Annotated in this window: 16 protein-coding genes; 4 read left to right on the top strand and 12 right to left on the bottom strand. The window is 50.4% G+C overall.

All coding sequences use genetic code 11. The features are described 5' to 3' along the window. Positions 1–285 precede the first annotated feature (285 nt). The gene (locus A918_RS0109985) at positions 286–1194 is read right to left on the bottom strand and encodes a cation diffusion facilitator family transporter (RefSeq protein WP_028233639.1); all 909 of its coding nucleotides are present in this window, start codon (positions 1192–1194) and stop codon (positions 286–288) included. 658 nt (positions 1195–1852) lie between these two features. Between A918_RS0109985 and A918_RS0109980 the strand changes: the two genes are divergently transcribed. After that, positions 1853–2761 carry a cation diffusion facilitator family transporter gene (locus A918_RS0109980; RefSeq protein ID WP_022710924.1) on the top strand — a complete coding sequence of 303 codons (909 nt, stop codon included), beginning with the start codon at positions 1853–1855 and terminating at the stop codon, positions 2759–2761. A 126-nt stretch (positions 2762–2887) separates the two neighbouring features. Next, complete coding sequence (locus A918_RS0109975; protein ID WP_022710923.1) at positions 2888–3361, top strand: YccF domain-containing protein; 474 nt, start codon at positions 2888–2890, stop codon at positions 3359–3361. A gap of 92 nt (positions 3362–3453) precedes the next feature. Here A918_RS0109975 and A918_RS0109970 read toward each other — a convergent pair whose 3' ends face one another. Together A918_RS0109970 and putA are read right to left on the bottom strand one after the other, a co-directional pair. Then, positions 3454–5625 carry an anthranilate synthase gene (locus tag A918_RS0109970; RefSeq protein WP_028233638.1) on the bottom strand — a complete coding sequence of 724 codons (2172 nt, stop codon included), beginning with the start codon at positions 5623–5625 and terminating at the stop codon, positions 3454–3456. Positions 5626–6513: 888 nt separating this feature from the next. Continuing rightward, positions 6514–9672 carry a bifunctional proline dehydrogenase/L-glutamate gamma-semialdehyde dehydrogenase PutA gene (gene putA, locus A918_RS0109960; protein ID WP_022710920.1) on the bottom strand — a complete coding sequence of 1053 codons (3159 nt, stop codon included), beginning with the start codon at positions 9670–9672 and terminating at the stop codon, positions 6514–6516. 125 nt (positions 9673–9797) lie between these two features. Between putA and A918_RS0109955 the strand changes: the two genes are divergently transcribed. Then, complete coding sequence (locus A918_RS0109955) at positions 9798–10259, top strand: Lrp/AsnC ligand binding domain-containing protein (protein WP_022710919.1); 462 nt, start codon at positions 9798–9800, stop codon at positions 10257–10259. A gap of 172 nt (positions 10260–10431) precedes the next feature. On the opposite strand, the gene zigA is transcribed toward A918_RS0109955, so the two are convergent. From zigA to A918_RS0109925, 6 genes are all read right to left on the bottom strand, one after another. After that, positions 10432–11637, bottom strand: a complete 1206-nt coding sequence (zigA, locus tag A918_RS0109950; RefSeq protein WP_022710918.1) for a zinc metallochaperone GTPase ZigA — start codon at positions 11635–11637, stop codon at positions 10432–10434. A 255-nt stretch (positions 11638–11892) separates the two neighbouring features. Then, positions 11893–12099 (bottom strand): DUF3126 family protein, encoded by a 207-nt coding sequence (locus A918_RS0109945; protein ID WP_022710917.1) that lies wholly within the window; start codon positions 12097–12099, stop codon positions 11893–11895. A gap of 168 nt (positions 12100–12267) precedes the next feature. After that, positions 12268–13092, bottom strand: coding sequence for a serine O-acetyltransferase (gene cysE / locus A918_RS0109940; protein WP_022710916.1), 825 nt, complete (start codon positions 13090–13092; stop codon positions 12268–12270). 257 nt (positions 13093–13349) lie between these two features. Beyond that, positions 13350–14129 carry an alpha/beta hydrolase gene (locus A918_RS0109935; RefSeq protein ID WP_022710915.1) on the bottom strand — a complete coding sequence of 260 codons (780 nt, stop codon included), beginning with the start codon at positions 14127–14129 and terminating at the stop codon, positions 13350–13352. Positions 14130–14182: 53 nt separating this feature from the next. Next, on the bottom strand, positions 14183–14665 hold the full coding sequence (locus A918_RS0109930) for a DUF192 domain-containing protein (protein WP_022710914.1): 483 nt from the start codon (positions 14663–14665) through the stop codon (positions 14183–14185). Between the two features lie 88 nt (positions 14666–14753). Then, positions 14754–15335 carry a cold-shock protein gene (locus tag A918_RS0109925; protein ID WP_022710913.1) on the bottom strand — a complete coding sequence of 194 codons (582 nt, stop codon included), beginning with the start codon at positions 15333–15335 and terminating at the stop codon, positions 14754–14756. A 229-nt stretch (positions 15336–15564) separates the two neighbouring features. Between A918_RS0109925 and A918_RS0109920 the strand changes: the two genes are divergently transcribed. Next, positions 15565–16005, top strand: a complete 441-nt coding sequence (locus A918_RS0109920; protein ID WP_022710912.1) for a VOC family protein — start codon at positions 15565–15567, stop codon at positions 16003–16005. Positions 16006–16102: 97 nt separating this feature from the next. Here the strand turns inward: A918_RS0109920 and recJ are convergent, their stop codons facing one another. The 3 genes from recJ to A918_RS0109905 form a co-directional block, all read right to left on the bottom strand. Continuing rightward, complete coding sequence (recJ, locus tag A918_RS0109915) at positions 16103–17905, bottom strand: single-stranded-DNA-specific exonuclease RecJ (RefSeq protein WP_033316035.1); 1803 nt, start codon at positions 17903–17905, stop codon at positions 16103–16105. Positions 17906–18146: 241 nt separating this feature from the next. Beyond that, entirely contained in the window at positions 18147–19136 is a 990-nt protein-coding gene (gene glpX / locus A918_RS0109910) for a class II fructose-bisphosphatase (RefSeq protein WP_022710910.1), read from the bottom strand. Positions 19137–19424: 288 nt separating this feature from the next. Continuing rightward, positions 19425–20954 (bottom strand): ABC-F family ATP-binding cassette domain-containing protein, encoded by a 1530-nt coding sequence (locus tag A918_RS0109905; RefSeq protein WP_022710909.1) that lies wholly within the window; start codon positions 20952–20954, stop codon positions 19425–19427. Positions 20955–21194 lie beyond the last annotated feature (240 nt).

Genomic DNA, 21194 nt, shown 5'->3' with positions numbered 1-21194 from the left:
GCCCGGCGATCGCCGCTAAGGCCGAGTAGAAGTAGAAGCGAGAGTGGACGCGCGCAAGACTCAGCGGCTGCAAAGCCCTGATCTGCTCCGAAGCTCACAAAAGAGCTGGTATGATGATGCGCGTTGTTCATGGGACAAATGCTATACGCCTTGATAACAAGTTGCAAGAGACTTCCCCGCAAACGAAATAAAATTACAGGCCTATTCAGAGAAAAATAAAAACGCTGCCCTGCACAATGGCAGGACAGCGTTTTTATTATGAAAAATCAATGCATTAAATTTCCATCATGCAAAAGGAACGGCTGCAGTTCCCGGCGGAAGCTTTGCCTCATCCTCAGGTTCAACATGAATCACAACCCGTGAATTATCAATTTTCTCATGCAGCGCATCTTCGATGCGGTCGCAGATAATATGCGATTCACCGACTGTCATATCGGCTGCGACAACCAGATGAAATTCGATAAAAGTCACACGCCCGGCAATGCGGGTTTTAAGGTCATGCACCTCAAGTGCCCCTTCCGCATTGGTGGAGATAATATCGCGGATCTGCATTTCCTCAACAGGTTCAACACCTACATCCATCAGTCCCTGCACGGAGGCATTGATAACATGCCAGCCCTGCCAGAGAATATTCAACGCCACAACAATCGCCAAAATCGGATCAAGAATTGACCAGCCGGTGATAATTGCTGCAACCAGACCAACCAGCACGCCTGCGGAAGTCACCACATCTGTCATAATATGCTTGCCATCAGCCAGCAAAGCCGGTGATTTGGCAGCGCGTCCCACACGGATCAGCAGCCCTGCCCAGAGCATATTAATCACGCCTGCAATCAGGTTGATGCCCAGCCCAAGCCATGGCTCGTCCAGCGTGCGCGGTGTTTCCAGAGCACTCCATGCCTCACGCACAATCAGCAGTGCCGCAACAACAATCAGTACACCTTCAACCACAGCAGAAAGATATTCCGCTTTATGGTGCCCGTAAGGATGATTACCGTCTGCCGGCATAATACTGACTGTAATTGCCCACCATGCACCGACAGCAGCGATGACATTGACAATCGATTCCAGCGCATCGGAATAAAGCGCAACAGAACCGGTAAGCAGATAGGCCAGATATTTAAGCGCCATCACGCCGATGGATACCGGAATTGTCCATGTAGCCAGTCGCCGAATTCTCAGATTAGCATCCATACCCAAACCTTTTATCTCTCCGAACATGTTATTGCGCCGTTTTGTTGAAAAACGACGGGACAGCCGGAGATTTACAATTTTGCAGTTTATAAAATTCGGCAGCTTATGCAGAGACTGCTTAACAGTCATCCAAAGCCGCCCTCATCGAAATAAATTCAATTCAGCACTCGCTGAGATGTAATTACCCTTAGCGCAAAATGTGCCAATTCCAAATCTCTAAAGTAGCGTAGCTGACATTTTTTGCTAATTTCTGCCGTCCAGTTGCAACTGGTTTTCACTCAGCGCTGTATTTTTAATAAATCAGCAAATTCATAGACTTACATATGGTTTAACTGCAAATCATTTGCAAATACAGATGAGGAAAAGCCAGCATTTCGAATCAGATAACCATCCGAAACTGACGTGCTTAACGGTCAAAAAGCGGCATCTCTTTTAATTTTCATAATAATAATATATAGAGTGCCTATGCATAAATGCGCAGCTTAACATCCCGATCCGAAATTACGCACAGCAGTAATAAGACAATATCTGTCCGGATCAGCGCAGAAAAAGTGCTAAAAACAAAAAAGCAGCCAGCTAAACCGTTTTCACGGCATAAATACTTGTGCCTTCCGGTTTCACAGATGGTTGTTCTTTCTACAAAGGCAGACCCTTTAAAATGCAACGTCTCGCACGTTTTGAACAACTGATTTTACGAAGATCAATATTTGTCACAATCTTTATCGGCCTCTTCGGAATAGTCTTCGGCATACTCTCCGGTTCCAGCGCAGTCATTTTTGACGGCATGTTCTCCTCAACCGATGCTGTCATGTCGATACTTGCCCTTTTTGTCGCGCGGCTCCTGACCAGCGAAGGAACACGCCGCTTCCAGCATGGTTTCTGGCATATTGAACCACTGGTTCTCGCTTTTAACGGCATCGTGCTGATATTGTTCTGTCTCTATGCTTTCATCAACGCCGTCAGCACCTTGCTGCAAGGCGGCACAGAGCTGAATTTTGACTGGGCAATTCTCTACGCCGTCATTGTCTGTATCATCTGTTTTGTCATGATGGCCTATCAGCACAAGATCAATAAACGGCTCAAATCGAACTTTATCACGCTTGATACGCAAAGCTGGCTGATGACCGCTTTGATTACGCTGGCTCTTCTGATCGCCTTCAGCCTGGCATGGCTGTTACAGGGTACAGCTTTTGAGCCATGGACGGTCTATACAGACCCCGCCATTTTGCTGTTTCTGTCGGCAGGCCTTATCTTTGTGCCGCTCAAAACAGTTCTGGGTGCATTTCGCGAGATTTTGCTGGTCACACCGGAGCGCATGGACCTGCGGGTGCGCAAGATCATGGATAGAATGAAGGCCAAACATGGCTTCAAAAAATATGCCAGCTATGCAGCCAAAATCGGTCGCGCACGTTTCATTGAAATTCACATCGTTCTGCCCGCTAACTTCCCGATAACATCAATCACAACGCTGGATGCAATCCGCGAAGAGATCGGTGAGGAAATCGGCGGCGCAGGCCCGCAACGCTGGATTACTGTGAGTTTTACCGGCGACGAAGCGTGGATTTAACGGGCAAAGTAATTTTATCGCACATCAAAGATTTATACCCCAATAAATTGGACGTGCAAAAGAAATTTTGAACCTTTAGATGAATAATTTTATTATATAACTTCACTCATAATAATGGATATAAATATGCGATTTGCAGGAAATGTTATTTGGTTTGTTTTCGGCGGTGCAGTTCTTGCCTTGATATGGCTTTTGGGTGCAGCAGTCTTCGCTATTTCTATTATTGGCTTACCGCTGACCCGTGCAGCGATTGAAATGGCTAAAATGTCTGCATTTCCATTCGGTAAAGATGTCGTCCATGTCAGGGAGTTAGACCGCAAGGGCGTAACGGCCACCACTGCCACCACCGGAACGATAGGCTTTATATTTAATGTTCTTTGGGCATGCACCTTCGGTATCGTGCTGTTCTTTTCTTACATCATTGCCGGTATCATCAACTGCATAACCATCATTGGTATTCCATTCGGCATACAGTCTTTCAAACTGGCCGGCATCTCCTTCTGGCCGGTTGGCAGACGTGTTGTCAGCATCGAACTGGCTAAGGCTGTGCGGGAAGAAAACGCCCGTATGCAGCTGCAAGCTATGAGACCGTCTGCTTAATCTTGGTATTTGTCAGATACGCATATCTGCTTCAAAAAAACAAAGCCGCGCAACAAATGTTACGCGGCTTTTCTTTTTAACATCACTTGCGGTTACTTCTTGACGAGCTTTGACACCACATTTTCAATCATCTGCATACCGGCATTGCCGCCGAGCGTCATGATTGATTCCGGATGGAACTGTACTGCAGCCACCGGTTCTTTTGCATGTTCAAAGCCCATGATAACGCCGTCATCTGTCTCAGCAGTGATGATGAAATCCGCTGGCAATGTTGCCTTATCCGCATAAAGCGAATGATAGCGGCCAACGGTGACTTCCTGCCCGAGACCATCAAACACCACGCCGTTTTTCAGGATTTTAATCCGTGACGGCTTGCCATGCATCGGTATTTCCAGCTGTTTCAGTGAGCCGCCATAGGCCTCTGTCAGCGCCTGCAAGCCCAAACATACACCAAAGACCGGCAGATCACGGTCACGCGCTTTGCGGATTGTATTCGTGCAGTCGAAATCTTTCGGCGTACCAGGTCCCGGTGAAAGCACCACCAGATCCGGTTTGAAGCGGTCAAAGATTTCGTCACTCACCGGCGAACGCACAGTCGCCACATTGGCGCCGGTCTGGCGGAAATAATTGGCAAGCGTATGCACGAAGGAATCTTCGTGATCGACCAGCAGAACAGAAATTCCGGTTCCTGCTTTCATAGACTGCGCCTTCTCCTGCAATTCCGGCTTGATATGCGCCTCACGGATCGCTGTAAGCATTGCCGATGCTTTCAGCTCGGTTTCGGCTTCTTCTTCCTGCGGGTTTGAATCATAGAGCAAAGTTGCCCCTGCCCGTACCTGCGCCACACCGTCTTTAATGCGGATAGTGCGCAGTGTCAGGCCGGTATTCATATCGCCGTTGAAATGCATCATGCCAACCGCGCCGCCATACCATGCACGCGGGCTGCGCTCATTTTCTTCAATGAAACGCATTGCCCAGAGCTTCGGTGCACCGGTCACTGTGACTGCCCATGCATGACTGAGGAAACCGTCAAAAGCATCCATACCATCGCGCAGACGACCTTCAATATGGTCAACCGTATGGATCAGGCGGGAATACATTTCGATCTGACGGCGACCGATTACGCGCACCGATTCCGGCTCGCAAACGCGGCTTTTATCGTTGCGATCCACATCGGAACACATGGTCAGTTCGGATTCATCTTTTTTAGAATTGAGCAGTTTCAGAATCTGCTCTGAATCTGAAATCGCATCTTCACCCCGCTTGATCGTGCCGGAGATCGGGCAGGTTTCGATGCGGCGACCATTCACCCGCACAAACATTTCCGGTGAAGCACCGATCAGATATTCCTGCTCGCCCAGATTGATGAAGAAAGAATATGGTGACGGGTTAATGCTTTTCAGCTTGCGGGAAATGGCTGACGGCTGGTTTTCACATTTCTCATAGAAAATCTGCCCCGGCACCACTTCAAATAGATCACCGCATTTGAAGCTTTCTTTGGCGCGTTCAACCAGAGCAGCATATTCGCCCTTTTGGTGATCGCCTTTTGCCTGCAGTTTTTCAGCTGCTTTGAATACGTCAGACGGTGTTTCGCGCGGCAAGCCGTCCGTTTTCTTATTGCCGACAGTGAAATCGTAGGAATCCACCCATGCTCTTGCAGAATAATGGTCAACAACGAGAATTTCATCAGGCAGAAACAGGACCAGATCGCGCTGATCTTCAGGACGTTTCAGCTTGTAAGTAATAGGCTCGAACTGGAAGGCCAAATCATAACCGAAAGCACCGTAAAGGCCGAGATTGCTGTCTTCTTCGGAGTAGAACAGAGAGACGATCTCGCGCAGCACGGTGAAGACCGATGGCATACGCGAGCGTTCTTCTTCCATATATTGGCGTGTCGGCTCAGCAATCGTCAGCTGAATTTTCTGCTCTGTTTCATCATTAATCGTCACTTCCTGCAAAGCGCCGATCACAGGGCGGATACCGCCAAGCAGAATTTCACCGCGTGCATTCAGCGCTTCAATGCGCATAGAGCGGCCTTTGGAGGTAATCACCAGCGGCGGATCAATAATTGCCGTATCCCAGCGTGTGTAACGACCCGGATATTCATAATTGGATGAAAAGACAGCGCCGCGTCTTGTATCCAGCGCATCAATACGCTTGTCGATAGCCGTTTTGTAATCCACCAGATGACGGCGGCGTGCGACAGTAATGCCGCCCTGCGTGATATGATCGTGCTGATCCTGATCGGCAGTTTTTGCCATAATCGCTCTGCTCCTGTTGCTGCGATCCCTATACTGCCAAACGGCCGGTTTCGCACCTGTTTTTCAACAAAGCATCTCTGCTTTGATTTTAGTAGATACTCAGGCGTTTCAGGATTTCAGGGCAGAAAATAAAAACGGCCGCCCGGTGAACCCCTGAGCGACCTGAATGACACTTATGCAAATGTCTGCGTTGGCCGCTAGAAGCGAGCCCACCACCAAATAAGAGATGCAAAAGTAAAATTAGTCATGCGGCATTTTTAGCTCTGTTTTTCAGACCTTGCAAGCTCTTCTGTTTCAGCATTTTGCGGAAAAGATATTATTGCGCAGAACAAATATATACATCTTAAAATTGCATTTTAAATTTCATTCGAATAAACGCCGATCAAGCCCATTCAACACACAATATGAGTCTGCACAATGAGCCACCGCTTTGCAAATGCTCAAACGCGCACACCCTTTTCACCACATCAAACCTCTGAGAACTGTCCCAGCCGGTAAAGAGCACATTTTCATATAACAGCACAATAACAGAAGCTTATATCAAGCCATCAATCAAAATCTTCCAAAAGAAAACCCGGATCAGCAAAAAGATCCGGGTTAAAATGTCCGATATGCGAACTGTCAGGCAGGCGATCATATGGGGAAGATTTGCCCGTCCCGCTTTTCAAAAGCAATTAATTTCAAAAAAATATTATGCTCAGATCTAAAATAACTAAGTGAAGTATGCTTTTCAGTACAAGATCAAAACTACCTCAGGTTGTATTTTTCGTCAACGAAATTCTGTGCAAAACAGAAAATAAAAAATCGCCCGCCACATTTTATGCGGCAGGCGATTCTTTTTCGATAAAACGCAACATATTGCCCTGATTGAGGGCAATCGTGTTGTCTATATTATTCGCCCATCGCGATCAGCGAAGCGTTACCACCGGCTGCTGCGGTATTAACCGACACAACCTGCTCCAGCGCAAAGCGCAGCAGATAGTTCGGGCCACCAGCCTTAGGACCGGTGCCGGACAGGCCGGAACCGCCGAATGGCTGCGTACCGACAACCGCACCGATTGTATTACGATTGATATAGATATTACCCACATCCAGACGCTCAACCGCACGAGCCACAACCGCTTCAATACGGCTATGGAGACCAAAGGTCAGACCGAAGCCCGAATTGGCAACCTGATCGAGAACATTATCAAGTTCAGATGCCTTCCAGCGCACAACATGGAGAACCGGACCAAACACTTCGCGTGTCAGTTCTGATGCATCTTTCAGCTCAATAATATGCGGTGCAAAGAAATGACCGGCCTGCAATTCACCTTCCGGTGTCACGCCAACCTTGGTCACTTTGGCTTTGCCCTTCATCTGCTCAACATAGTCGTTCAGCATGGTCTGCTGTTCACGATCAATGATCGGGCCGATATCTGTGGTTTCCAGAGCCGGATTGCCGAGATGCATTTCACGCGCTGCACCTTCGATCATCTTCAGCATGCTGTCAGCAACATCTTCCTGAAGATAAACAATACGCAGAGCCGAACAACGCTGACCCGCAGAGCGGAATGCCGACATAACAACATCATCAGCAACCTGCTCAGGCAGAGCAGTCGCATCAACGATCATGGCGTTCAGACCACCGGTTTCAGCGATCAGCGGCACAATCGGGCCCTTCTTGGCCGCCAATGTACGGTTGATTGCCCATGCAGTATCGGTCGAACCGGTGAAGCACACACCGTCAATGCGGGCATGCGAGGTCAGAGCAGCACCAACGGAACCGTCACCCGGCAGATAAATCACTGCATCCTGCGGTACACCGGCTTCATGCAGCAGCTTGATTGCTTCATAGGCGATCAGCGGGGTCTGTTCCGCAGGCTTGGCGACAACCGCATTACCGGCAGCAAGCGCAGCGGTCACCTGACCAAGGAAGATTGCCAGCGGGAAGTTCCACGGGCTGATACAAACGAACACACCGCGACCACGATAACGCAGACGGTTATCTTCACCTGTAGGGCCAGGCATAATGGTTTCATTGGCAAAATGACGACGGGCTTCCGCAGCATAATAACGGCAGAAATCAACGGCTTCACGGATTTCGGCAATACCGTCATCCATTGTCTTACCGGCTTCACGCGACAGAAGATCGATGAAACGGTCGCGGTTCTTCTCCAGAAGATCACCGGCACGTTCCAGCGCTGTCGCGCGGTCTTCAACGCTCATGCGTGACCAGCCGGCAAAGCCTTTGCGTGCAACTTCAACAGCTTTTGCAGCATCTTCAGCAGTTGCTTCGGCAACTGTACCCACCTGAGAACCGTCTACCGGCGACAATACAGGCTGACCTGAGCCTTTTTTAGCAAAACCGGCAAATAATGGCACTGCATCAACATTCGCCCGCGCCTTAACGATCCCGTCCATAAAAGTCCCCAATACTAGTCTGTCACCAAATTCAAGTCCGGCAGAGTTACGACGCTGCCCGTACATATCTTTAGGATACGGAATATTTGCATTCCGCATGCCTCTGCCATCATTCAAAATTTCAACCGGACGCTTCAGCAGGCTTGCAACCGGCACATTTTCATCGCCCACAACGGAAACAAACGACGAGTTCGCACCATTTTCCAGCAGGCGACGCACCAGATAGGCCAGCAGGTCGCGATAGCCGCCAACAGGCGCATAAACGCGGCAGGCAATCTTTTCACCGGCTTCTGTCACCTGTTTGAACAGGCTTTCACCCATGCCATGCAGGCGCTGGAACTCGAAACCGCTCTTATCATTTCCGGCCATTTCCAGAATCATCGCCACTGTCAGGGCGTTATGTCCGGCAAATTGCGGGAAAATATGCTTACGCTGATCCAGCATATAGCGGGCGCAGGCAATATAAGACGCATCGGTTGCAGCTTTGCGGGTGAAGACCGGATAGTCTTCCAGACCGCGCTCCTGCGTACGCTTCACTTCTGTATCCCAGTAAGCGCCCTTCACCAGACGCACCATCATGCGCTGGCCGGTCTTTTCGCACAGGGAAACAATATGCTGGATAACCGGCAGAGCGCGCTTCTGATAGGCCTGAATCGCCAGACCGAAACCATCCCAGCCAGCCAGTGACGGATCAGCGAAAACGCGGTCGATCAGGTCTAACGACAGTTCCAGACGGTCTGCTTCTTCCGCATCAATGGTGAAGTTCAGATCATAGGATTTGGCTTTCTGAGCCAGCGCCAGCACATCCGGCACCAGTTCACGCATCACCTGCGCATGATGGGTTGCCAAATAACGCGGATGCAGAGCCGAGAGCTTGACCGAAATACCCATGCGATCTGGCAGTTTGCCATTGCCGGCAGCTTTGCCGATTTCATCAATCGCATCGGAATAGGATTTATAATAACGCTTGGCATCTTCTGCAGTGCGCGCACCTTCGCCGAGCATATCGAAAGAATGGCGATAGCCTTTTTTCTCAGCGACTTTGGCGCGCTTCAATGCATCGTGAATATTTTCACCCAGCACGAAATGCGAACCGAGAAAGCGCATTGCCTGTTTGGTGGCTGTGCGAACTGTCGGCAAGCCCATACGCTTAACCAGCGAAGACAGAACGCCTTCCGGTGTTTCGCCCGGACGGATAACTTTAGCTGCCAGACCCAGCCCCCATGCGGAAGCTGATACAAACCATGTATCACCCTGCGCACGATGCTCAGACCAGTTGCCCTGTTTCAGCTTATCTTCGATCAGCTTGTCCTGTGTTGCACTGTCCGGCACGCGCAGAAGCGCTTCGGCCAGCACCATCAGCGCCAGACCTTCACGGGTGGACAGGCCATATTCACGCAGAAAGTCTTCAACACCGCCAATCCCTTTGGACTGCTTGCGGATATTGGTGATGAATTCCGAAGCCCGCGCATCAATGCGGCGGTTGGCGGCATCATCGAATGTTACGCTGGCCAGCAATGCACTGACCAGCTCATCGTCATCCGGTGCATAAGGCGCAGTAAAAGGCGGCAGTGGCAGGGTTGTATTCTGAGCCTTTTCATAAACAACCTGAGGGGCGTTTGAAAGGGCTGTATTGGGCAGTGTCATAAAAAGGCTCCTGTAGAGTCTTGCGACGGGTTTTTAACTGTATATTTTATCTCATATAGTTTATCTCACTAATTAAAGTGCCTTATTCGGTGGATATCACTTCAAAAATCGGAATTTTAGCTAAAATGAAGCAAATTGACGCTATGGACAAAAAGATCCTCCGTGCATTGCAGGCGGACGGCAAGCTGACCAATGCCGAACTGGCCGAGAAAATCAGCCTGTCACAGACCGCAACGGCCGAGCGGGTCAAGCGTTTAACCCGCGATGGTTATGTGCTGGGCTATACGGCAAAGCTCTCACCGAAAATGCTCAACCGCTCCATGCTGGTATTCGTGGAAATCAAGCTCGACCGCACAACACCGGAGGTTTTTGAAACCTTTGCCGAGGCCACAAAAAACAATCCGGTGGTGATGGAATGCCATATGGTGGCAGGCGGCTTTGACTATCTGGTGAAAGCGCGTGTAGCGGACATGGAACAATATCGCCGCTTTCTGGCAGACTCCCTGCTCTCGCTGCCGGGCGTGCGTGAAACCCATACCTATCCGGTGATGGAGGAGGTTAAAGAAACCTCGGCTATAGGCATCTAGAGCGGTTTACGTCCAGATTGGATCAGAGCGCTCGCTCTAAATTCTTTATTTGGTCGCATTATCACGGGCGTCAAGTTGATCCAACTTGACTGTGAAATGCTCTAGCAAAAAAGCCTTTGCGTGAATCTATTTCTTCACGCAAAGGCGTATAATATTGTTTTAAAATAATAAATTATGCCGCGCGCTGATCCCAAGACTCGAACGGATCGTAAAGCGATGCCCATTCATCGGGTACAAAATTATCGGCCTCAACCAGACAATTATCCAGCGCAGCCCGTATTGCCCCCTCATTCATCGCGGCAGTACCAATAAAAACCAGTTCCTGCCTCCGGTCGCCCCAGAACGGATCAAGATAAGGCTGCATAGACTGACGCCAGCCCTCATCTTCCGGCCAGTATTGCTTCGGGATAGAGGCCCACCACAGACCACGTTTTCCTGTACGTAATAACGCCCCCGCCTGACTAAGCTCACCCACATAGCGCGGGCGGGTGGCCAGCCAGAAAAAACCCTTCGAGCGGATCAGCCCCGCCCAGCTTTGCTGAATGAAGTCATGGAATTTAGCCGGATCAAACGGGCGGCGCTCACGATAGACAAAAGAGCGGATGCCATATTCCTCTGTCTCCGGCACATGATCTTTAAAACCATAGAGCTCTTTAAACCATAACGGATGTTGCTCGGCCTTTTCAAAACTAAAGCGGCCGGTATTCATGATCTTCGCCAAAGGCACTTTGCCGAAATCAGCATCAACCACATCGCAGTCCGGATTGAGTGCGCGGATAATTTTATAAATATCCTGCCTTTGCGCGGACGAAACTTCGCTGATCTTATTCAGCACCACGACATCGGCAAACTCGATCTGCTCCACCAGCAAATCCACAATACCGCGCTCATCGCCCTCACCGGCTGTCTCGCCACGATCGCTCAGAAAATCCTGCGATGCATAATCGCGCAGCAGATTAGCGCTGTCGACAACAGTTACCATCGTGTCCAACCGCGCCACATCAGAAAGGCTGAAACCTTCCTCATCACGAAATTCAAAAGTCGAGGCTACCGGTAAAGGCTCGGAAATACCGGTCGATTCAATCAGCAGATAATCAAAACGCCCCTGTTTTGCGAGCTGCGTCACCTCCTGCAACAGATCATCGCGCAAAGTGCAGCAGATACAGCCATTGGTCAGCTCAACCAGTTGCTCCTGTGTGCGGGACAGATTGGCACCGCCATCACGCAGCAAAGCCGCATCAATATTCACTTCACTCATATCATTCACGATCAGGGCAACACGCACCTCTTCACGATTGTTCAGAATATGGTTGAGCAAAGTGGTTTTTCCGGCGCCCAAAAAACCGGACAAAACCGTGACAGGTAAACGTTGTTCCATTTCATCTCCTGAATATCGCCATGTTACGGGTCATGCGCGCTTCAGCGCACAGCCCGTCATTATCGGAAAGGCGACATTGATATGTTATAATATAACATATCGCAAGAGATTTTACGCTATTGCGACCTGATTACACAGATTGAAGGCTTAAATATAAAAACGGCGGCTGATGCGAATGAATCTTTTCATGCATAAGCCGCCATAAATATTTGTAATTCAAAAGATTTTTAACTTCAGCAAACAGGGCTGCTAAAATTACAGGTCCATTTCCAGAATGGCCATGGAGAAGTTGTAGGACAGTTCGCCCTCATCTTCATCCTTATAGATGATGCCCAGAAACTCATCATCCATATAGACTTCGCAGGAGTCATCCTTACGCGGACGCGCCTTAACAGTCAGGTTCTGATTATCAAAAGTCCGCTTGAAATAGGCGTCCAGTTTCTTGATTTCTTCGGGTTTCAAACGGATTCTCCTGTTTCATTTTACGGGGCTGTCTCATGCGCCCCTGTGCCCGATATGTAAAGGGGCAACATGTCGCTTTATCCTAAAACCGCTCACACTTTTCGGGGCGTGCATTTATTCTTACGCACGCCTTACCCGAAAACCGCTTACACTTTTCGGGGCGTGCTTTTATTCAGCAGCATTAATCAGCTGATCCATCGCGCGCGAAGGCTCAGCACAATCGCAACTGCCAATCACTTTCGCCGGAACACCGGCGACCGTCACATTATCCGGCACGGCTTTAACCACCACGGAACCGGCAGCAATTTTTGAACATTCACCGATAGTGATATTGCCAAGAATTTTTGCACCGGCACCGATCAGCACACCACGGCCGATTTTCGGATGACGATCACCGCCAGCTTTACCGGTACCACCCAGTGTTACCTCATGCAGGATCGACACATCATCGCCGACCACCGCAGTTTCACCGATAACCACACCGGTCGCATGATCGAGAAAAATACCGCTGCCGAATTTCGCCGCCGGATGAATATCGGTCTGGAAAATCGATGAAGAACGGCTCTGCAGATAATAGGCGAAATCCTTGCGTCCCTCTTTCCACAGCCAATGCGCTAAGCGGTGGGTCTGGATGGCATGGAAGCCCTTCATATAAAGCAGAGGATCAAGAAAACGGTTTGCCGCCGGATCACGATCATAAACCGCCTGCAAATCAATGCGCAAAGTCTGCGACCATTCCGGCGAGGCTTTGCTCATCGTTACAAAAGTCTGGCGCAGCAGATCAGCAGCCACATCCGCATGACCGAGACGCTCGGAAATGCGATGCATAACCACATCTTCCAGACTGCCTTGATTAAGCACTGTGGAATACAGAAACGCCGCCAGCAACGGCTCTTTCACGGCTGCAGCTTCGGCCTCAGCACGCACGGAATACCAGATCGGATCCATATGATCGACGACCTTGCTCACCGGAACAGAACCATGTGCGGCCATTGCATCACTCCTGGCTTTACAGCATTCACTTATTCTTCAATCACCGGAAACCGCCAAATGCTTTGAAATGGCTGGAAAATCTTAGCGGAAATCAAATATTTCCGATTATTTTCACCAGTCCTACACATTGCAGCTTCCGGCATTTATCTGGGCGAGTTTAAACCGCATTACAAGAGATGAAAATCCCTCTGCTGCTATTGCGGTAAAATTACCTGAGCGGATCGTCACATTTTCATAGAAAACCTGTCCGGCAGCACTCAGGCAATCGGATGCGCCTTCAGAAACTCCAGCACAGCCTGCTTGTAAACTTTATCTCCGACCGCCAGCATATGATCGCGGTCAGGAATATCAACAGCCGCTGCATGCGGCATCAGATCAGCCAGATCCTGCGCATCACCGGCAATATCATCCTTCGTGCCGACAGCAACCAGTGCAGGCTGGCTGATCATCGCCATAGCCTGTGCGGGAATAAGCTCTTTGGAGGTGATAACACAGGCTGCAAGCGCAAAACGGTCGCTCTTTGTCTGATCCGCAAATTTGCGGAACATCAAACCGCGCGGATGGGTGATACTGTCCACATCTTCCGACAACAATGCATCATAGATCGGATCCCAGTCACCGGCACCGGTGACCATACCAATGCCTAAGCCCCCAAAGACCAGACTATGCACGCGTTTTGGGTGTTCCAGCGCCGCAAAAGCACTGATCCGCGCGCCCATGGAATAGCCCATAACATGGGCTTTATCGATATTCAGATGATCCAGCAGGGCAACAGCATCAGCCGCCATTAATGACGGGTAGTAGAGTTCACGGTCATGCGGCTTATCGGAGCGGCCATGGCCGCGATTATCAATCGCAATCGCGCGGTAACCGGCATCGGTCAGTGTTTTAATCCAGCCCGGATTGAGCCAGTTCACCATACCGGAAGATGCGAAACCATGGATCAATAAAACCGGCTCACCTTGTCCTTCATCACGATAAGCCAGCTTTAATCCGTCATGTTCAAAATAACGGACTTCATTCACATTCACGACCATAGTTCACTTCCGAGATTTATCTTCCGCCCTGTTTAGCGCAACAGGACTCAAATTCACTGACATTGCCCGCATATTATCCGGTGCTTGACTGTATCACCAGCCTTGATGCCAAGTTTAGCGGCAATGCCTGCATTCACTTCAATGACAAAAGCCACAGGCTCGCCGGAAGCAACGATATCTTTTGAAAAGGGCACCGTATTTTCAGCAAGCCGCGCGATTGATCCGTCATTACGGACAAACAACATATCCAGCGGCAGCGGCGTATTGGCCATCCACATCATCACCGGACGCTCTTCACTGAAAACAAAGATCATCGCACGGTCAGCCGGAAAATCCTTACGATACATCAGTCCTGCACTGCGTTTCTGATCCGTATCGGCAATTTCCAGCCCGAAACTTTTCTCTCCCGATGCGGTTTGTATTTTCAAAGCCTGCACATCCACAGGAACGCGCATCGGTTCTTCCTGCGCTGACACCGCGAAACTGCCACCCAAAAGCGCGGCCACAAATACCAAACAAGCAAACCACTGTTTCATAGGCAAACCATACTTCAAAATATGTTTGAGAGAAAATATACGTGCAAACCATTATAGCAAATATAAAAAAACCGGTCAGAGACCGGTTTTAATGCGGATTAGTAAAAGGCGAACCGATATCCGGATGAATTTCTGCCGCCATCAGCCCTTTATCACCATGGCCGAACCGTACCAGAACCACCTGTCCCGGACGCAGTTCCATCATACCGAAGCGACGCAGCGTTTCCATATGAACAAAAATATCTTCTGTCCCCTCACCGCGGCTTAGAAAGCCAAAACCTTTGGTACGGTTGAACCATTTGACAATTGCCCGCTCCAGCCCGCTCGACGGCGTAACCACAACATGGGTACGTGCAGGCGGCAGAGTTGAAGGATGCGCAACATCGGAAAGGTCGAGAGACAAAACGCGGAAACATTGCCAGCCGCGTTCACCGCGGCGAATTTCGCAAACAACACGTGCACCTTCCTGTGCGGTCTGAAAACCGTCACGGCGCAATGTCGTCACATGAACAAGAATATCACCGTAGCCGTCCTGATCGGGAACGACAAAACCATAGCCCTTCGCGACGTCGAACCATTTAATGACGCCGGAAATCTCGACAATATCGGTTGCATCCTCAGCGGAGTTGGTACCATCCATAAACTCATGGGACAAAGACTTGTCAGTCATGGCACGCTCCTCCTTTCATCTGCCGGGCAAATCAGGTTGATTCTCATCTTCAAGATAACACTTCCTTAACCGTATCCGGCAAGAGCAAACTTTCAATATTCCTGTTTCGATCACAGACTTTATGAGCAGGCATGCTAAAACAGCGGTGAACTATTTCAAATCTGCCCTGTTTTAAATATGACACCTGCTAAAACAGACAGGAACAAACAGGGTAAAACAGGAGGCAAACATGCGCTATTTGCACACCATGATCCGTATTCGTGACATTGATGAGTCACTGGATTTTTTTGTTGAAAAATTCGGACTGGTGGAAACACGCCGCACGGAAAGTGAACAGGGACGCTTCACTTTGATCTTCCTCAGCGCGTCGAAAGATCAGGCGAATGCAGAAAGTTCCCGCGCACCGGAGCTGGAACTGACCTATAACTGGGATGCGGAAACCTATAGCGGCGGACGCAATTTCGGCCATCTCGCCTATGAGGTCGATAATATTTATGACTTCTGCCAAAACCTGAAAGACAAAGGCGTTGTCATTAACCGTCCGCCACGCGACGGCCGCATGGCTTTTGTGAAATCACCGGACGGTATTTCCATTGAAATTCTGCAAAAAGGCGAAAGACTGGCACCGCAGGAGCCATGGGTATCTATGGAAAATACCGGCAGTTGGTAAACTAACCTCAGCAATTTGGTTAGAGTCTGAATCAAAAAGCGGCTGCCATTTGCAGCCCAATCTACTGAGCTAAATCAGGCGACTTTTGGATCAGACACTATTGGCGCGAGAGATCAACTTTTGCGGCATCCACGATACGGATCTGTGTTGAGACTGAACCATTCCAGTGATTGAGCGATAAATGGCCGGCGACATGTACCATGTGTCCGGCCTGATCGAACAGGAAACGCCCAAGATCACTGTCAGCAGCACGGAAGGCAATACCGTCGACACGTTTGCCGTCCAGCCCTTTCAGGGCAACTTTCACATGATCGCGCCCGACAACACGCACATCAGCGATTGTATGGTTTGGCAGTGCCAGCAACGGCTGTACATGACCGGCACCATAAGGGCCTGCTTTTTCCAGTGCATTATACAGTGCAACGGTTGCGCCGGTGGCTGAAACAGCACCATCAATCGCCAGACTTTGCTCAGCACGCAATTCATCCACCTGCTCGGCAGCCTGTTCCTCGAAGAAAGCACGCAAAGCTCCGAGCTTGGATTTCTCCACCGTGATACCCGCCGCCATAGCATGACCGCCGCCTTTGACCAGCAAGCCCTGTTCAACGGCTTTGCGTACCAGCTTGCCAAGATCAAAACCGCTGATCGAGCGCCCTGATCCTGTGCCCACGCCATTACCATTAAAGGCAATGGCAAAAGTCGGGCGTTTCGACTTATCTTTCAGACGGGAGGCCAACAAGCCTACAATACCCGGATGCCAGTCCTCATTAGCAGTGACCAGCACGGCAGGTCCTGATTTGCCGGAAAGTTCGGCAAAGGCTTCCGCTTCCGCCTGCTGCAACATTACCGCTTCCATCGCCTGACGCTCGGCATTCAGCCTGTCCAGTTCTTCGGCGATGGTATTGGCCTCAACCGGATCATCCAATGTCAGCAAACGACTGCCCAGAGCAGCATTACCGATACGCCCGCCTGCATTGATGCGGGGGCCGATGAGAAAGCCGAAATGGAAGCTATTGAGCGGCTCACCAATGCGAGATACCCGCGCCAGCGCCGCCAAGCCAGCATTGCTCTGATTACGGGCAGCAAGCAAACCTTTTACAACAAAAGCACGGTTCACACCGATCAGCGGCACCACATCGCAAACCGTGGCCAAGCCCACCAGATCGAGATAGCCCAGCAAATCCGGCGTACCATTTGCCGCTTTGATACCGCGCTCACGCAATTCCCGTGCCAATTGCACCAAAGTCATAAAGACAACACCGGCAGCGCAGAGATGCCCCTGCCCTGAAATATCATCCTCACGGTTCGGATTAACAATCGCGGCGGCATCTTCTGGCAAGGCACCACCAAGCTGGTGGTGATCCAGAACCACAACATCGGCACCGGCATCTTTCGCAGCGGTAATTGAGACAGCACTATTGGTACCGCAATCGACAGTCACGATCAGTGATGCGCCTTTGGCAACCAGCTCGCGCATGGCATCGGGATTTGGACCATAGCCTTCAAAAATACGATCCGGAATATAAATGACATTCCTGATATCGTAGGCATTGAGAAAGCGGGACAGCAGCGCAGATGAACAGGCACCATCGACGTCATAATCACCGAAAATGGCAACATTCTCACGGCGCTGAATAGCATCGGCGATGCGTACGGCAGCCTGTTTCATATCCGTCAGGGTCAGCGGATCAGGCATCAGGGAGCGGATGCTCGGATTGAGAAATTCTTCGGCGGCTTCAAGGCCAACGCCACGACCGGCCATAACGCGGGAAACCAGATCGGGAATACCGTAATTCTGGGCGATAGCGAGGGCGGTATTGGCTTCCCGCAGACCTAAACGATCAACCCATTTCATGCCCGTTGCAGAAGAACGTATTCCGAGAAACAAACGCTCATTCATATCCACGCGGGCAACTCCTGTTTTTACAAACAATAAAGGCGACATTTTTCAATGTCGCCTTATAGCAGAATTTAATTATGGTGCCACTCTCGTAGCTGTCCTTGTAGCGCCGAGGCTAAAAATCATCAGGTTGCGGCGAAAATGGTGGCTGTTTTGAAACCGGAACGGAGCGTACTGTTAGTACGTGAGCATCGGATTTCGAGACAGACGCCATTTGCAGACCAAGCTGGCGATTTTTACTTTATGCGAACTTGGAGAGGTCTTGGTGCCGCGCCTTAATCTCACGCACAGTCTGTGACTGAGCACGCATGACGATGGTGTGGGTCTGGATGTAGTCGCGGGCAAATTTTACGCCGGAGAGCATGTTACCGTCGGTTACACCGGTGGCTGCAAACAGCACGTCGCCTTTAGCCATTTCTTCCATCAGATAGACTTTGTTCGGGTCTGTAACGCCCATTTTCAGAGCGCGGGCGATCTGGTCATCAGAATTGAACTGCAGACGACCCTGCATCTGGCCGCCGATGCAGCGCAGAGCTGCAGCTGCCAGAACGCCTTCAGGCGCGCCGCCAATGCCGAGATAGATATCAATGCCGGTTTCATCCGGATTTGTGGTGTGCATAACACCGGCAACGTCACCGTCACCGATCAGACGGATTGCAGCGCCGGTTGCGCGTACTTCTTCGATCAGGCGTGCGTGACGCGGACGATCCATAATGCAGGCAGTGATTTCGTTGACCTTAACGCCTTTGGCTTTTGCCAGTGCGTTCAGGTTTTCAGTCGCAGAAGCATCAATATCTACAACGCCGCGCGGATAACCCGGACCAACAGCGATTTTCTGCATGTAAACGTCCGGTGCGTAAAGCAGATTGCCTTTTTCAGCAATTGCAACAACAGCCAGCGAGTTTGGCAGGTTCTTGGCGCAGATGGTGGTGCCTTCCAGCGGATCGAGCGCGATGTCAACTTCAGGACCGTTGCGGGTACCAACTTCTTCACCGATATAGAGCATCGGCGCTTCGTCACGTTCACCTTCACCGATAACAACAGTACCGGAGATCGGCAGACGGTTCAGCTCTTTACGCATTGCGTCAACAGCAACCTGATCCGCAGCTTTTTCATCACCGCGGCCACGCAGACGGGCAGCAGCCACAGCGGCGCGCTCGGTCACGCGAACCAGCTCGAGTGTCAGAATACGGTCGAGACCCTGCGGGGTCTGATCTGCAGAATTGGCCATTTAAACAGTCCTAAATTCGTTATCGAAAGATATGCCTGCAATCCGGAATAGTATCGCTGCGCAACGGATACAAAACTGCTGTAGCCGATTATGATGACAGGGGATTGTCAGACATGGTCGCCATCTTTTGGCAAAGTCGGGCTCTCCCTGCAAGGGATAAAGCGCGGGGAGAAAAAGTAAATCGATTATACTCGGTTGAAAAACCATCACATTTGAAAACGAGTGATACCGGCAGTGTATTTTCGTAAGAATTACACTGCCGGTATCTTTTGTTATATATCAGACTATTCAGCCCGCAAGCTGTCCGGCTTCTTCAAAGAATGCTTCCGGCGTTTCTACTTCAACCAGCTTATTCTTCACAATCTGCCAGAAACGATTGCCGGTATTGCGCACGAAACTGCGGTCATGCGACACCAGCAGACAGGCGGCATCGCTGTTCAGCAATTCAGCTTCCAGCGCCTCCTGCCCCTCAATATCCAGATGGTTGGTCGGCTCATCGAGAATATAGAAATTCGGATGTTTCAGCCGCAGCACCAGCATAGCCAGCCGCGCTTTTTGTCCGCCGGAAAGTCGTGCAACCGCCTTCCCCTGCATATCAATATTCATACCCGCCCCTGCCAGCAGCGAGCGCGCTTTCTGATCGCCGATATCAAAACGACGAATGATGGTTTCCAGCGGCGTATGCTTGTCATTGAGTTCCGACAATGCCTGATCGCTATAGCCCAGCACCAGTGACGGCGTAGCTTTAAGCGCCGAACTTTCCGGCGCTGCACCGGTAATCACATTGCGCACCATGGTCAGCAACCGTGTTTTGCCGGTTCCATTGGCACCAAGCAGCACGATACGGTCACCCGGATTGATCCATAATCGGCCAGTTTTATAAAGAATGCGATTATCCGGCGTGACCACATCAAGATTATCAATCACCACCAGCGCACGGGCATGACTGCTCTGCCCTGCCAGCCTGATAACACCGGCAGACCGCTCCAGATGCGCAGGCTTGGCAGCATCTTCCAGCTTCTCCGCACGATCCTTCAGCTGTTTGGTTTTTATCACCAGCAGGTCACTGCCCGAATTGATACCAATATTATTGAGTTTCGCCGCCTGTTTGCGCAATTGCTGTGCGGTTTTCATATCTTTTTGATATTGGCGCGCATCGGCAGCATCAGCCTCATCCAATGCGACACGGGCACGGCTATAAGGCAGAGCATAGATTTGCGAATTTTCAGGCCGCAAAAACAATGTACGCTTGGTCACAGCATCGAGAAAAGCACGGTCATGGCTGCACATAATCACCGCTGTTGAACGCGGCAGATCATTCAGCCAGCCTTCAAGCAGGTGGATTTTTTCCAAATCCAGATGGTTGGTCGGCTCGTCCAGCAGCAACAGATCGGGCTCGGCAATCTGCGTTCGCGCCAGCAAAGCAAGGCGCTGCCAGCCACCGCTCAACTGCCGCATTGCACGGTCACGCATATCCTGCGGCACACTCAGATCGTCGAGAATAATATCAACGCGCCAGCTTTCATGCAGCTGCGCGTCTTCATCCAGCCCGCTCAGCACCACATTATATAAAGAAATATCCAGCCAGTCCTGCGGCACATATTGCGGCACCACGCCGGTTTTCAAACCACGGGCGCGGGTCACCAGACCATCCGTTGGCTCCAGATCACCGCTGATAATACGCATCAAGCTGGATTTACCACGACCGTTGGCGGCAACCACGCCAATGCGTTCACCCTCACCGACAACGAGGCTTAAATTGCGAAACAGTTCAACGGACAAAGTAAGAGAAAGATTTTGAAGATTAAGGTAGGACATAAGATCAGCTCAGAATTTGCCATAGCCGCACAGAACATCGCATAGATGCGAACTGGTAACGGGATGGCTCAAATCAGATGCAGCATGCTCCAAGCAGAACTGCACCTTTCAGAAAAGGCTGATAAAGACAGATTTTACAGTCTTAATCGGCCCTGCACAAATTAATGAGACAGGGCGAAATCAGGGCCGAATGTGTGATGATGCTGATGTCGCAGAGAAAACATCTTACGGCCCTCCTTT

Source organism: Pseudochrobactrum sp. AO18b, from assembly GCF_000409565.1.
In the GTDB taxonomy this organism is placed as follows: domain Bacteria; phylum Pseudomonadota; class Alphaproteobacteria; order Rhizobiales; family Rhizobiaceae; genus Pseudochrobactrum; species Pseudochrobactrum saccharolyticum.
This window is presented reverse-complemented; position numbering and strand designations above follow the sequence as displayed.